Source organism: Lachnoclostridium edouardi, assembly GCF_900240245.1.
GTDB lineage: Bacteria > Bacillota > Clostridia > Lachnospirales > Lachnospiraceae > Lachnoclostridium_A > Lachnoclostridium_A edouardi.
The window spans coordinates 1,447,677-1,461,592 of sequence record NZ_OESQ01000001.1; the positions used below are offsets into that span (position 1 = coordinate 1,447,677).

A 13,916-nucleotide genomic window follows, 5' to 3' on the forward strand; every position below is an offset into this window, starting at 1 on the left:
AAACAATAAGGGATGCAAGCAATTTTCCCTTCCCTAAAATAGTCTGACTTTTTTAACCATTTCCACAAACTCTCTGTTGTTTCTGGTGCGGGCAAACAGGTCCAGAATCTTCTCTACCGCCTCGTCCTGCTTCATAGAGTTTGTAGCTTTGTGAACAGTATCCACCGCTTCCATCTCTTCCCTGGACAGTAAAAGATCGTCTCTTCTGGTGCCTGATTTTAATATGTCAATAGCAGGGAAAATTCTCTTTTCTGACAGCTTTCTGTCCAGAACCAACTCCATGTTGCCGGTGCCCTTAAATTCCTCGTAAATCACGTCGTCCATACGGCTTCCAGTATCTACTAAGGCTGTAGCCAGAATAGTCAGGCTGCCTCCCTCTCTCATGTTTCTGGCAGCGCCGAAAAATCTTTTAGGCATATGCAGGGCTGTTGGGTCTAAACCGCCTGAAAGAGTTCTTCCGCTGGGAGGAACCACCAGGTTGTAAGCCCTGGCAAGTCTTGTAATGCTGTCTAACAAGATCATTACGTCCCGCCCATGCTCTACCAGCCTTTTGGCCCGCTCTATTACCATCTCGGACACTCTTTTATGCCGATCCGGCAGCTCGTCAAAGGTAGAATAAATAACCTCCACATTAGGGCCTGTAATCGCTTCTTTAATATCTGTAACCTCCTCCGGTCTTTCGTCAATCAGCAAAATAATCAGATGCATATCCGGATGATTGGTGGTAATGGCCTTTGCCACCTGCTTTAACAGTGTAGTTTTACCTGCCTTAGGCGGGGACACAATCATTCCTCTTTGTCCTTTTCCTATAGGGGAAAGCAGATCTAAAACACGCATAGCTGTAGTATTTTTCCCGCCTGAAGTCTCCATGTGAAGACGGCTGTTTGGGAATACCGGGGTCAAATCCTCAAAATTAGGCCTTTTTTCTACTACATACGCAGGGTATCCGTTAATAGACTTTACAAATAATAAGGCGGCAAACTTTTCTGTGGCGCTTTTTACTCTTCTGCTGCCCAGAATAATATCGCCTGTCTTCATATTAAAACGGCGGATTTGGGACGGGGCTACATAAACGTCGTTTTCTCCTGGCAGAAAGTTTTCACACCGGATAAAACCAAAGCCGTCAGGCATCACCTCCAAAATACCGTTGGCCTCAATACCGCTGTCCAATTCCTGCAGCTCAGGGTTCATCTGAGCCTCGCTTCTGCCCTCATGCTGTCCGTCCCCTCTTCCTCCATCATACCTTGTATGTGAACTTTGTCTGGAGGCGCGGCGCTCTGCATATTTTTCCTCAGAAGCCTTCTCTTCTGTTTTCACTGTTTCCTCCTGCTGGGCGTCCTCCTGCTTTTTTGCCTCTTTGCAAAGCAAATCTATAAGCTCTGCCTTTCTAAGGCTGCCTGCACCCTTTAACCCCTGTGTTTTAGCCAACTCACGCAGTTGGGCCAGAGGCAATGTTTCTAATTTATCGCGCATAAATTTCTCCTTTTTCATTTATATAATATCCGGGGATTGTAAGTCTCAGAAATATAACGATTTGACGGGGTTCCGGCGGCCGTTCAGCCGCCGGGTAGCTTTATATCCATATTATATACTGTGTTTTCCAAAATGAAAAGATAAATTTTTCTTAATTCAGATTTAATTCAGATTTTTAAGAAATTCCAGGTATGCTCCTGCCTGTTTTTCATATCCGTTTTCCGTGGGATGATAAAAGGAGGTTCCTTCCATCCCCTCAGGCAAATACTGCTGCTTCACATAATGGAACGGATAATCGTGGGCATATTTATAATCCAGTCCTCTTCCCAATTTGGCCGCCCCCTTATAATGTCTGTCCTGTAAATAAGGAGGAACCGGCAAGGTCCTGTTATTTTTTACATAATCCATTGCCGCCTCAATAGCCATATAGGAAGCGTTGCTTTTAGGGGCGGTTGCCACATAAGTAACTGCCTCGGCCAGAATAATCTGAGCCTCAGGCATTCCAATACGCTCTGCAGCCTGGGCTGCGCTTACTGCCACTGTAAGCGCCTGTGGGTCCGCCATTCCTACGTCCTCAGCTGCGCAGATCATAATTCTTCTGGCAATAAACTTAATGTCCTCGCCTGCATAAAGCATACGGGCCAGATAATAAACAGCGGCGTCAGGATCTGAGCCTCTCATACTTTTAATAAATGCAGAAATGGTATCATAATGGCTGTCCCCGCCTTTGTCGTACCGCACCGCTCTTTTCTGTATACATTCCTGGGCCACATCCATATCTATATAAATTTTTCCGTCCTGACTTCTCTCTGTAGTGAGAACTCCCAGCTCCACTGCATTTAAGGCCGCCCTGGCGTCCCCGTTAGATACATCTGCCAAAAACTCTGCAGCCTCATCTGTAATTTCTGCCTGGTAGCTGCCCATGCCTTTTTTCTCGTCATACACAGCCCGGCGGATCAGCTGTTTAATATCTTCCTTTTCTAAAGGCTTTAATTCAAAAATCCTGGATCTGGAGATTAAAGCTCCGTTTACCTCAAAATAGGGATTTTCCGTTGTAGCTCCAATTAGGATAATAGTGCCGTCCTCCACATAAGGCAGCAGAAAGTCCTGCTGGCCTTTGTTAAAACGGTGGATCTCGTCTACAAACAAAATTGTCTTTTTGCCGTACATGCCCAGAACCTCTTTGGCCTCCTGGACTACCTCCTCCATATCCTTTTTCCCTGCTACAGTTGCATTAATCTGCTTAAACTGAGCGCTGGTTGTATTGGCAATTACCTTTGCCAAGGTGGTTTTTCCAGTGCCCGGAGGGCCGTAAAATATAATTGAGCCCAGCTTATCCGCCTGAATGGCACGGTAAAGCAGCTTGTCCTTTCCGATAATATGTTTTTGTCCTACTACCTCATCTAAAGTATCAGGCCTGAGGCGGGAAGCCAAAGGCCCTGTTTCTTCCATCGTATTTTCTCTCATATAATCAAATAAATCCACAATTTCCCTCCAAAGGCCAGGCCTTATTTCAGTCAATAAGCATCTCGTCTACTGTAACAAAAGTATAGCCTTCACCGGACAAAGTGTCAACAACTTCCAGAGCTGCTTCTACTGAAGTTTTATAGGAATCGTGAAGTAAAATAATACTGCTGTTTTTAGTATTTTTCAATATATGATTTACAATTTTTTTCGTATTCTGGATTTTCCAGTCCAGTGGATCTACGTTCCACAGCACTACGTCCATAGGCACCATACACTCCAGCTTCTCGCTCCAGGAGCCAAATGGAGGGCGTATATATGTAGGCATTTTCCCTGTTATGGAACATATCCTTTCATTTGTCTCTGTAATTTCCCTGCAGGCCTCTGCCTCCGGCTTATCAGTGAGCAGCACATGGGTGGAGGTGTGATTTCCAATTAAATGTCCCTCCCGGTCCATTCTTCTCACCAACTCCTCATTTCCCTTAATATTATCTCCAATAAGAAAAAATGTGGCTTTTACATTTCTTTCCTTTAATCCGTCTAAAAGCATCTCCGTATATACAGAATGAGGGCCGTCGTCAAAAGTCAGGGCTACATATTTTGTCTCTGCCGCCGCTTCCCGGCTTTCTCCATCTGCAACGCAAAAAAGCGCCTTATTTCCTCCTGCAGCTATCCACAGACATACTGCCAGGGAAATAATCGCCAGACACAGCCATTTTTTTCTCCTTCCTGAGTTTATCATACGCCATCCCAAACAATCCGCCTTATTTTATATATATCAAATATTTTCCTTCCTATTCTTATAATTTTTACAGGCACATGCAAAAATAAAAGAAAGAGGGGAGCGCAAAATCATGTAAAACAATGATTTTACACTCCCCCCTGACTAGTATTTCCTAATTAAAGGGCTTTTATCATCTCCGCCGTCTGTTTCAGGCCTTGAGAAATAATATCTGTATCTGTTCCGCACATTACTAAGGTTAAATCCTGGGCAAACTTTTTAAGCATCCCTTCTCCTGCATGAAGGCCAAAATTTTTCCCCTGCTTTTTGCAGGCCCAGGCCACCTTAGAAATCGCCTCCAGTTCCATAGGATTCATCAGATCTCCAGGGATTCCCAGGGATACAGAAAGATCATTGGGGCCAATTAAAAGAGCGTCTATTCCGGGAACAGCGGCGATCTCCTCAATGTTTTCCACAGCTTTTTTCGTTTCAATCTGCGCAATGGCAATCACCTTATCATTAGCTGCCTTCATAATTTCAGCGTGCTTGCCTCCTTTGTAATTGCAGTGGGCGATTCCGCCTGAAAATCCCCTTCCTCCAACAGGCTGATACTTAGAATAAAACACCAGATTTTCTGCCTGTTCCTTTGTCTCAATCATAGGCACCATCACCCCGGAAGCGCCTTGATCCAGAACTCTGGATATCCATTCCTTAGTCCCGTTAGGCACCCTTACAAGACTTGCCAGTCCCAGGGCGTTTCCCATGAGAAATAAATCGTGAAGAGATTCCATATTATAATCGCTGTGTTCGCAGTCATACATTACAAAATCTAAGCCGCCATTTTCCGCCAAATAAGCGAGAGCCGGATTTCTTACAATGCGGATCATTACTCCAGATACCTTTTCTCCCTTTTTCAGCTTTTCTTTTACTGTCATTTTCCTCCTCCTATTTTCTCAGCCAATAGCTTAATGTTTCAAAGGAAAGCTTGGCCGCCTTTAAGCTGTCCGGCTCCTACTGCCAGTCTTTCATTTTCAGAGGCGTGGATAAATCTGGCCTTTTTTCCCGCCTTTGCCAGTTGGAAGGCAGCCTTTCTTTTTTCCCTGTCCTTGTGAGACAAGGTCAGCTTATCTTGTGTAAAAATAGGGCTGCTGCCTACTGCCGCTGCCTGTAAACCGTTATTTTCCAGCACAGTCTTTATATATTCTATATCCAGCTGTCTGCCGTCCCGCACCAAAAGCTCTGCCCCATCATATCCGATCTCTTTAATTATCTTCACATTTTCCTCAAACCTATTCTCCCCCCAAAAGGCCATTAAAGGCACATTAGAGTCTGGAGTGGCTACAGGATAACATAATTTCATTTACTTCTCCTTTTCTTCCCGGCTTCTTTTCATCATTGCCACCTTACACATCTGAGTTACAATCCCATAGGCAGTTATATATGCCCCGTTTTCAGCTTCCCCCCTGCCGACAATATCGTATGCAGTGCCGTGGGCTCCTGTGCCCACAGGATAAGGAATGCCGCCGTAAACAGTAACTACCTGGCTGAAATTAATTAATTTAAAGGCAATCTGCCCCTGGTCATGGCTCATAGTGACAGCAAGATCATATTTTCCTCCAAACAGCTGACCAAATAAAGTATCTGCCGCCAAAGGGCCTGTAATAGAAATCCCCTCTTTTTTGGCCATCTCCACTGCCGGACCAATAATCTCAATTTCCTCTGTGCCGCAGGTGCCGTTTTCTCCGCCATGAGGATTTAAAGCCGCCACCGCCACTTTAGGGTCTTTAATTCCAAAACGTTTCAGCACGTCGCAGCTCATGTGAATTGTATCCATAATTTTGTCTACAGAAAGAGCGGCGGACACATCTTTGGCTGGAATGTGGCCAGTTACCCTGGCGTTAAAGGCAGAACCGTTTATATTAATTTCTCCTTTTACTCCTGTATATTCAAATAAATCTGCCAGGAAATCTACCATTCCGTTTAAGTGAACCCCGGCCATTTTCATGGCGCTTTTATTATTAGGCGCAAAGCAGATGCCCTCAATCAGCCCCTTTTTACAGTACTCTGCCGCCCGGGCCATATTCTCCGCCTCATCTTTTCCGCACAAGGCGCTTAGCTCTCCCATTGGAACCTGATACCCGTCAAAGGCCTTTGTGTCATAAATTACAACCTTTTCCTGTTCCTTCGCATATTTAACAGCTTCTTCTATAGTGTCCTTTACCTCCACAGGAAAATTTGCGCCTGCGATTTCCATTCCTCTTTTCAGCTGCCTGTAATCCCCGATAATTACCGGCCTTGCCTGTGATGTCAGCGCGCCCTCTGCTGCAGATTTAGCTATAATTTCAGACCCTATGCCTGCTCCGTCTCCCATAATTACGCCTATTACTGGTTTGTACTCTGTAAATTTCATATATATCACTCCTTTAAGTCCTGTCTCTGTTTCTTTTTTCATCATTATACATGAATTACTTTGTACTTTCCAGAATACGTCCTACATAATCTGTGTAGATGCTTACATAATGATCTTTTGCCTGCGTTTCCCAATCAGCTCCCAAATAAATATCCTCCTCCATACACTGCTCTTCTAAATATTCCTTCCATTCAGGAGTTTTTGCAACCTTTCCTAACAGCTCTGCATAATATGACACCGCCTCCGGGCTGGCTGCACTGGACATTACAAATCCTCTGGGCTGTTCATGCTCAATATCCACTCCCGCCTCTTTAAACGTAGGCACATTTTCCATTCCTTCCATATTTACACGTTTTTCAACGCTTACTACAATAGGCGTTACATTTCCCGCGGCAATGTTGTCCCCTACCTCCGCAGGATTAAGGATTCCCAGCTGCACATGGCCTCCCATAACTGCCGCCAGCACGTCTGCCCCGCTTTCATATGTAACGTAATTCAGCTCTAAACCGCAGCTTTCCTGAAGCATGTTACATAAAATAGCGTCGTCTGAATATGCGCTGGAGCCTGCTACAGAAACGGCCCCAGGATTGTCCTTTGCATACTGAATCATACTGTCAAAATCGGAAAATCCTGCATTTGGCGCTGCAAACACCAGATTCGGGTCCTTGCACAGCATTGCCACATAAGAAAAATCTTCAAACTGGAAAGGAGAATTTCCCGAAACCGGCTGTGTGAAAAAGCTGGCTGAGGTTACATCTAAATGGTAATCATCTCCGTGGTCCAGCAAATATGTGTACCCTACTACATGAGAGGAGCCTGGTTTATTTACAACTGTTATATTTACAGAGCACATATCGTACTGGTCAATAATAGAAACTAGTTCTCTTGTAAAAAGGTCCGCCCCTCCCCCGGCGCTGTTTCCTACAATAAATTCAATATCCTCCTTTGGCGCCCAACCGGCCTCCTGACTTTCTGCCGGCGCAGAAGTATCTGAAGTTTTTGCTTCCTGAGAAGCCGTACTATTCGTCCCGCTGTTTCCTGAACAGGCGGTGATTAAAAGCGCCATAAAGGATGCTGCTGCTAAAAGTTTTTTTCTCATTATATTCCCCTCCAACTATTTTTTACTAATTTTTTTAACAACACTGTGAATCGGCTTTCCAAATGCCAGACCTACAGCCGCCAAAAGGATTACCGCCGTAATCGGCCTGCTGATAAAACTGAAAATATTTCCTCTTACTAAAGTCATTCCCTGACGGAACGTTACCTCCAGATTATTTCCCAGCACCAGGGCCAAAATCATAGGAGCTGCCGGAATCTCCAGCTTTTTAAATAAATATCCAATGCCTCCGAAGAAAATCACGATTCCCACGTCAAATAAAGAGTTGTTCATTGCGTAGGCGCCTACTAATATAAAGCCCATAACTACTGAGTTTAAAACTCCTCCCTTTACCTTTATAATCTGAATAAATAAGGGCAGGGCAAAAATAACCAGAATCAGCATGATGATATTGGCAACATATAAACTGGCACATAAGCTCCAGGCAAATTCTCCGTTTTTCTGAAACAAAAACGGCCCCGGCGTCATCTCAAACATAAGAAGCGCTCCCATCATTACTGCAGTTGCCCCGGAGCCAGGCACTCCCAAAGTCAGCATAGGAATCATGGCTCCAATACACGCCGCATTGTTGGAGCTTTCAGGAGCCGCAATTCCCTCCGGAATACCGGTTCCAAACTTATCCTTTCTTTTGCCTGTTCTCCTTGCCAAATCATAGCTTAAAAATGTGGCGATAGTCGCCCCGGCTCCCGGGAGAATTCCAACAAAGAATTCTAAAATAGAGCCTCTGAAAATGTGAGGCAGGCTAAAATGCCAGTCCTCCTTACTTGGAAGCAGCTTTCTAAAACGAATATCCTCTCTTTTTAACTGAATCTGCTGTTCCTCATCACGCACAGCTATCATCTCCGCTACCCCAAACAGTCCCATAGCCACAGGAATAAAATCAATTCCGCTGTACAAAGGCGTGATGCCAAATACAAATCTTTGAGTTCCGTTTACTGCGTCCAGCCCGATTGTACCTACAAACAGCCCCAGCATACAGGCCATAAATGCCTTAGCCACGCTTTTTCCAGTCATTCCTGCAATAGCTGTAAGTCCCATTACATAAAGAGCAGCATATTCTGTAGAGCTGAACACTAAAGCATATGTAGAAATAATTGGGGCCAGAAAAACAAAGCCGATTAAGGCTATGGTGCCTCCGATTACTGAGGCAAAGGCCGCCATTCCAAGAGCCTGAGCAGGCCTGCCATTTTTCGCCATGGGATGACCGTCAAATGCAGTAACTACAGCCGCCGAGTCCCCTGGCGTATTAATTAAAATTGAGGTAATAGATCCGCCGTACATGGCCCCGTAGTAAATGCCTGCCAGCATTACAATTCCCGCCGTAGGGTTCATGCCATAGGTTAGGGGAAGCAAAATTGCAATTCCTGTAGACGGCCCCAGACCTGGCAGAGCCCCAATAATAATCCCGCTTAACACACCTATAAAGCAGTATAAAAGCACCATAGGCTCTAAGGCTCCCTGAAAGCCTCCCGCCAAATTCATTAATGACTGCATATTCCCGCCCCCTTAAATTCCTAAAATTCCTTTAGGGAAATGGACCTTTAAAAATAATACGAAAATACAATATATAACAATCCCCATTCCCACGCCTATAATCACACTTTTCGTCCACTTTTCTCTGCTTAACAGTCTTGTATAAAATACCATGGCGGCTGTGACGCAGGGAATAAACCCTAGCATTTCGCTTAACAGCACTGCCAAAACAGCAATTCCTAAAACTACGCAAAAATTGTACAGTTCCTTACTTTTAATTACTATTTCCGTCTGATCCTGCTCTTTTAGAGACCTTCTGCTTCTAAAAATAGCTTCTGCAGCCACACTGATTCCGCAGCAAATAATTCCCCCTGCCGCAATCATAGGAAACAGCCCCTGACCCGGTCCGCCTTTTCCCCAAATGGTATAATCCTGGGTTTTAATGATTCCAATAATAATACCCCCAAAAACAGCGATCACTGTTCCCAGAATTATGTCGGCTTCTCTGGCTTTCCATTTAAATGTTCTCATGTACCTCCTCCTTCACAACCCCTTACCTTTTTTGCTTATTACCTTTGATTTTCCTTCTGATTCTTAAACTGCAGTTTTATGTGTTGTGTACATTTTAACAACAAACTTCTTTTTCGTAAAATGACATTTGGCACTTTTCACCATTCCAGGGTGGAATGGAAAAAAATAGCAGGAACCACTTTTTCATTATGGCCCTGCTATTTTTCATTTTGTCTGATCTGGATATAAAGAACTGACAAAGTCTATAAATTTTTTTATATTTGAATCCTTTAAGCTGTTGGGATGGTAAATCATCCACGTATTTCTCTTTACAGGACTGCCGTCTAAATCCTCCATTGGGATTTTAAAAAACTCCTCGTCCTCGCCAAGAGCTGTACTGTACATAATTCCATATCCCATTCCTGCTGCAATCCACTTTAAGCTTGTCTCTATATCTGAAACTGTATAAGTAATGTGAAAAGGGGTTTTAAAGTTCTCTCTCCACCAATTACTTAAAATTTTAAGAGAATAAGCGTCTCTGTGATGACAAATCATAGGTAGATTCGGCAAGTCCTCCAATTTGACAGGATCTCTGGAAATAATACAGCCATACCCTACAGAACAAAGCACCTTATCCTCCCAGTCCCTGTCCCCATTTACAAAACCAATTTTCAGCTCCTGGCGCTGCACCAGGCTGATAATCTCGCTGCTGGTCATAACCTGTACATGATAATGGATGCCATTTCCCTTGTCCGCCTCATTATACCTGCTCATCAGCTTAGGCAAAGCATATCTGGCAAAGCTGGAGGCTGAGCCAATAGAAATCACCTTTCCCCCCAGCCTTAATTCCTGATAATGCTTCATTGTCTCAGAAATCAGTTTGGAAATCTCCAAGGCCTGCACAGCCAAATATTCTCCTGTTTCTGTAAATATAATCCCCTTATTAGAACGCTCTATAATTTTTTCCCCTAGCTCCGCCTCAATGCGATTCAGATTTTTAGATAACGTAGGCTGGCTCATATACAGCATATTCGCTGCTTTTGTCACATTTTTACAGTCATACAAGGTTACAATAATTTTCCAGTCCAAATCCTTCACAAATTATACCCCCTAACTTTCCCCTTGATTTTTTCCCTATCTCCTTTTTCATCATGCCATTTTGGCATTGTCATTTTGGCATAAATAATTGTACAAAACAACACGTCTTTTATATACTTTAACCGAAAGCATTTGTTTGCACTGTTGTCACGAAAGGAGACTGGAAATGAATTATGAAAGCTTATACAAAAAATTGCCTCTGAAAAAATGTGTAGCTGTTGGAATTATCGGCACCGGGGCTTACGGCACTGCCGTTGTCACCCAGGGTCTTCTCACCCCCATTTAAAGGTGCGTGTTGTAGCTGATATTAATCTGGAGAACGCAAAGGCTGCTTATAACAAAGCCGGGATTCCAGAAGAGCTGCAGGTATACTGTTCTGAACCTTTGGAGGCAGAGGAAGCTTTAGCAAAAGGAAAATATGTGTACACAGACAACAGCAGCCTGCCCGGCCAAATTCCCTCCCTGGATATGATCTGCGACAGCACAGGCTGCCCGGAGCAGTCCGCCCAATATATTTTAGAGGCCATAGAACACAAAAAGCACGTGGCTGTAATTACAAAAGACTGCGACGCCTGCATAGGCCCTATTCTGAGGAAAAAGGCTGATGAGAACAACGTAGTTTATACTCCTGTGGACGGAGACCAGCACGGGCTTCTGATTCAAATGTACCAGTGGGCCAAATCTATTGGATTAACAGTTTTATGCGGGGGAAAGGCTACAGACGGGGAATTTATTTATAGTAGAGAAGAGGGTACAGTTTCTATAAAAACAGATAAGGTTGTTTCCTACCCGTTTCAGACAGCTGTGAAAATTTCTGAACAGGACAGAAAATATTTTGAAAAGATTCCTGAGGGCTGTGTTTCAGAGTATATCAACCGCCGGCAAAAGGCTTTAGAAGCACTTCCGCCTCCAGGGGCCTACGATTTGTGTGAAATGACTATCGCCGCCAATTACACTGGTTTGTCCCCGCAAACAGACAGGCTTCTTCACGCTCCTATGAGAATCTCTGAGATTCCACAGGTGTACGGAAATATTTCCCACGGAGGTTTATTAGAAAAAGATGAAACATTAGACCTGGTAACATGCCTCCATGAGCCTGCAGACGCCGGACTGGGAGGAGGCGTATTTTTAGTGGTGAGAAGCGATAACGAGTATTCAAATGAAATTCTGGCTACAAAGGGACAGATTACAAATCACGATAAAAGCGCCACTGTTATTTACCGGCCCTATCATTTATGCGGGGTGGAGACGCCTGTGACCCTTCTTACAGCCGGCCTTTTAGGCCTTCACACTGCCTCTGACAGCTACCTTCCCCGGTACCAGCTGGCAAAAATCGCGGCCCGTCCTATTTTCCCGGGAGAAGTTTTCGGCGGGGACCACTGCACTGCTTTGGCCGGCGCAATTAAGCCTTATGCTCTCGTAAAACCGGGCAACTATGCAGAAGGCCATCTTTTAACAGGAAACAAAGCCAAAACCTACATTCCTAAAGGAGCTGTGATTACTTATGATATGGTGGAGGAGCCAGAGCACTCTGTCTTATGGCGGCTGAGGCGGGAACAGGACGCACTTTTTGCCTCCCCCGCTGAATAATAAATCAAAACTTCATTACAAAAGGCCATGGTCCGGAATACCCGAACCATGGCCCTTAATTATGCCGTAAGACTTAAAAACTCAATTATTTCAGAGTAACTTTTGCGCCTTCTGCTTCTAATTTTGTCTTGATGTCTTCTGCTTCTTCCTTGGAAGCGCCAGCTTTTACTACCTTTGGTGCGCCGTCAACTACTTCTTTAGCTTCCTTTAAGCCTAAGCCAGTAACTTCACGAACAACCTTGATAACTTTAACCTTGTTAGCGCCAACCTCTGTCAGCTCAACATCAAACTCTGTCTTCTCTTCTTCAGCTGCTGCGCCAGCGCCTGCTGCTGCTACTACAACGCCTGCTGCTGCAGATACGCCAAACTCTTCTTCACATGCTTTTACTAATTCATTTAACTCTAATACGGATAATTCCTTGATAGCTTCGATAAACTCAGCGGTTGTTAACTTTGCCATTTTATATTCCTCCTGATTATTCATTTATTCTTTTTGTTTTAACAGTAATTATGCTTCTTTAGATTCTGCAATCTGATTAAGCACACGAGCGAAGTTGGTAATTGGGGACTGAATGCTTCCCAGCAATTTTCCAAGAAGGATCTCTCTGGATGGGATGGTTGCGATAACCTGAATTCCCTTCTCATCGTAGTATGTTCCCTCTACAACGCCTGCCTTTAATTCCAGCTTGTCAGCTGTCTTTGCAAATTCAGCCAGAATTCTTGCAGGAGCTGTTGCATCTTCCTTAGATACAGCTAAAGCTGTAGGTCCTTCCAGATGTGGCTCCAGAGCCTCGAACTCTGTTCCTTTTGCAGCAAAGCGGATCATTGTATTTTTGTAAACTTTATATACAACTCCTGCTTCTCTTAACTTTTTACGCAGAGCAGTATCCTGTTCTACAGTCAATCCACGGTAATCTACGATTACTGCTGATTTTGCACCGTTGAAAAGTTCAGAGATTTCAGCTACAATCGGCTGTTTTAATTCAACTTTTGCCATGAATGGTTTACCTCCTATTTTATTTTGAAGTATCACCTGCGAAAAAAACTCCCTGTCAAGGACAGAGAGGTCTACAATTCTCGTATGAGTTTGTATGTTCCTCGGTAGGCGTTTTCATCTTATGCCTTGCGGCGCCTACTGTCTTCGGCAGTCAATACTGGTGTAGTATATCATTTGCATTTCTTCTTGTCAAGCTGTTTCTTCTCAATTTACAGCAAATAAAAATTTATAGTAAAAAACCGCGGCCAGCTCCAGAAGAAAATAAATCTCCTGCGCTCTGCTGCGGTTTTTTACTTGTTTTCTATTTGTTTTGATGCAAATAAAAGGATTAGTTTGTCAACTTAGCAACGTTCAGTTTTACACCAGGTCCCATAGTAGATGTTAAAGCAACGCTCTTTAAGTAAGCGCCCTTAACTGTACTTGGTTTTGCCTTCATAATTGCATCAACAAGCGTCTGGAAGTTGTCCGCTAATTGTTCTTCTGTGAAAGAAGCTTTACCAACTGGCACGTGGATAATATTTGTCTTGTCAAGTCTGTACTCAATCTTACCAGCTTTGATATCGTTAATTGCCTTTGTTACATCCATAGTAACAGTACCGGCTTTTGGGTTTGGCATTAAGCCTTTTGGTCCCAGTACACGTCCCAGACGTCCAACAACGCCCATCATGTCCGGTGTAGCTACAACTACATCAAAGTCTAACCAGCCTTCGTTCTGGATTCTTGGAATTAATTCCTCTGCTCCTACGTAATCTGCGCCTGCTGCCTGAGCCTCGTCAGCCTTAGGTCCTTTTGCAAATACAAGAATTCTTACAGTTTTACCTGTTCCATGAGGCAGTACAACTGCACCACGGATCTGCTGGTCAGCGTGACGTCCGTCACATCCTGTTCTGATATGAGCTTCAATAGTCTCGTCAAATTTAGCAACGGCATTCTTCTTTACAAGAGAGATTGCCTCTGTTACGTCATAAAGAGTTGTACGGTCTACTGTTTTAGCAGCCTCAATATATCTTTTTCCTCTTTTCATTATAAATAACCTCCTAGTGGTATTGTCGGGGATTTTCCC

Annotated in this window: 14 protein-coding genes and 1 other annotated feature; of the genes, 1 reads left to right on the forward strand and 13 read right to left on the reverse strand. The window is 44.0% G+C overall.

Translation table 11 applies throughout. The features are described 5' to 3' along the window. Nucleotides 1-33: 33 nt before the first annotated feature. The 10 genes from rho to C1A07_RS06740 all read right to left on the reverse strand — a co-directional run bounded on the left by rho (nucleotide 34) and on the right by C1A07_RS06740 (nucleotide 10,266). The gene (rho, locus tag C1A07_RS06695) at nucleotides 34-1,473 is read right to left on the reverse strand and encodes a transcription termination factor Rho (RefSeq protein ID WP_101876428.1); all 1,440 of its coding nucleotides are present in this window, start codon (nucleotides 1,471-1,473) and stop codon (nucleotides 34-36) included. 162 nt (nucleotides 1,474-1,635) lie between these two features. Further along, nucleotides 1,636-2,958 (reverse strand): replication-associated recombination protein A, encoded by a 1,323-nt coding sequence (locus tag C1A07_RS06700; protein WP_101876429.1) that lies wholly within the window; start codon nucleotides 2,956-2,958, stop codon nucleotides 1,636-1,638. 28 nt (nucleotides 2,959-2,986) lie between these two features. Beyond that, nucleotides 2,987-3,679: a polysaccharide deacetylase family protein gene (locus C1A07_RS06705; protein WP_101876430.1), complete on the reverse strand. Its 693-nt coding sequence runs from the start codon at nucleotides 3,677-3,679 to the stop codon at nucleotides 2,987-2,989. A gap of 158 nt (nucleotides 3,680-3,837) precedes the next feature. Continuing rightward, complete coding sequence (locus C1A07_RS06710; RefSeq protein ID WP_101876431.1) at nucleotides 3,838-4,593, reverse strand: HpcH/HpaI aldolase family protein; 756 nt, start codon at nucleotides 4,591-4,593, stop codon at nucleotides 3,838-3,840. A 38-nt stretch (nucleotides 4,594-4,631) separates the two neighbouring features. Next, nucleotides 4,632-5,018: an apurinic/apyrimidinic endonuclease family protein gene (locus C1A07_RS06715; protein WP_101876432.1), complete on the reverse strand. Its 387-nt coding sequence runs from the start codon at nucleotides 5,016-5,018 to the stop codon at nucleotides 4,632-4,634. Continuing rightward, the gene (locus tag C1A07_RS06720) at nucleotides 5,019-6,068 is read right to left on the reverse strand and encodes a 4-hydroxythreonine-4-phosphate dehydrogenase PdxA (RefSeq protein WP_101878068.1); all 1,050 of its coding nucleotides are present in this window, start codon (nucleotides 6,066-6,068) and stop codon (nucleotides 5,019-5,021) included. It abuts the gene before it with no gap. Between the two features lie 55 nt (nucleotides 6,069-6,123). Further along, a complete protein-coding gene (locus tag C1A07_RS06725; protein WP_101876433.1) occupies nucleotides 6,124-7,167 on the reverse strand; it encodes a tripartite tricarboxylate transporter substrate binding protein in 1,044 nt (347 codons plus the stop codon). 15 nt (nucleotides 7,168-7,182) lie between these two features. Continuing rightward, a complete protein-coding gene (locus C1A07_RS06730; protein ID WP_101876434.1) occupies nucleotides 7,183-8,679 on the reverse strand; it encodes a tripartite tricarboxylate transporter permease in 1,497 nt (498 codons plus the stop codon). Between the two features lie 12 nt (nucleotides 8,680-8,691). After that, nucleotides 8,692-9,189, reverse strand: coding sequence for a tripartite tricarboxylate transporter TctB family protein (locus tag C1A07_RS06735; protein ID WP_101876435.1), 498 nt, complete (start codon nucleotides 9,187-9,189; stop codon nucleotides 8,692-8,694). A gap of 204 nt (nucleotides 9,190-9,393) precedes the next feature. Further along, nucleotides 9,394-10,266 carry a LysR family transcriptional regulator gene (locus C1A07_RS06740; RefSeq protein ID WP_101876436.1) on the reverse strand — a complete coding sequence of 291 codons (873 nt, stop codon included), beginning with the start codon at nucleotides 10,264-10,266 and terminating at the stop codon, nucleotides 9,394-9,396. Nucleotides 10,267-10,554: 288 nt separating this feature from the next. On the opposite strand from C1A07_RS06740, the gene C1A07_RS06745 reads away from it, so the two are divergent. Then, the gene (locus C1A07_RS06745) at nucleotides 10,555-11,856 is read left to right on the forward strand and encodes a flagellar biosynthesis protein FlgA (RefSeq protein WP_101876437.1); all 1,302 of its coding nucleotides are present in this window, start codon (nucleotides 10,555-10,557) and stop codon (nucleotides 11,854-11,856) included. 85 nt (nucleotides 11,857-11,941) lie between these two features. On the opposite strand, the gene rplL is transcribed toward C1A07_RS06745, so the two are convergent. From rplL to rplA, 3 genes are all read right to left on the reverse strand, one after another. Then, on the reverse strand, nucleotides 11,942-12,316 hold the full coding sequence (rplL, locus tag C1A07_RS06750; protein WP_101876438.1) for a 50S ribosomal protein L7/L12: 375 nt from the start codon (nucleotides 12,314-12,316) through the stop codon (nucleotides 11,942-11,944). 48 nt (nucleotides 12,317-12,364) lie between these two features. Next, nucleotides 12,365-12,853, reverse strand: a complete 489-nt coding sequence (gene rplJ, locus C1A07_RS06755; protein ID WP_101876439.1) for a 50S ribosomal protein L10 — start codon at nucleotides 12,851-12,853, stop codon at nucleotides 12,365-12,367. 32 nt (nucleotides 12,854-12,885) lie between these two features. After that, nucleotides 12,886-13,019: a sequence feature (ribosomal protein L10 leader region), on the reverse strand. A gap of 162 nt (nucleotides 13,020-13,181) precedes the next feature. After that, nucleotides 13,182-13,877: a 50S ribosomal protein L1 gene (gene rplA / locus C1A07_RS06760; protein ID WP_101876440.1), complete on the reverse strand. Its 696-nt coding sequence runs from the start codon at nucleotides 13,875-13,877 to the stop codon at nucleotides 13,182-13,184. Nucleotides 13,878-13,916 lie beyond the last annotated feature (39 nt).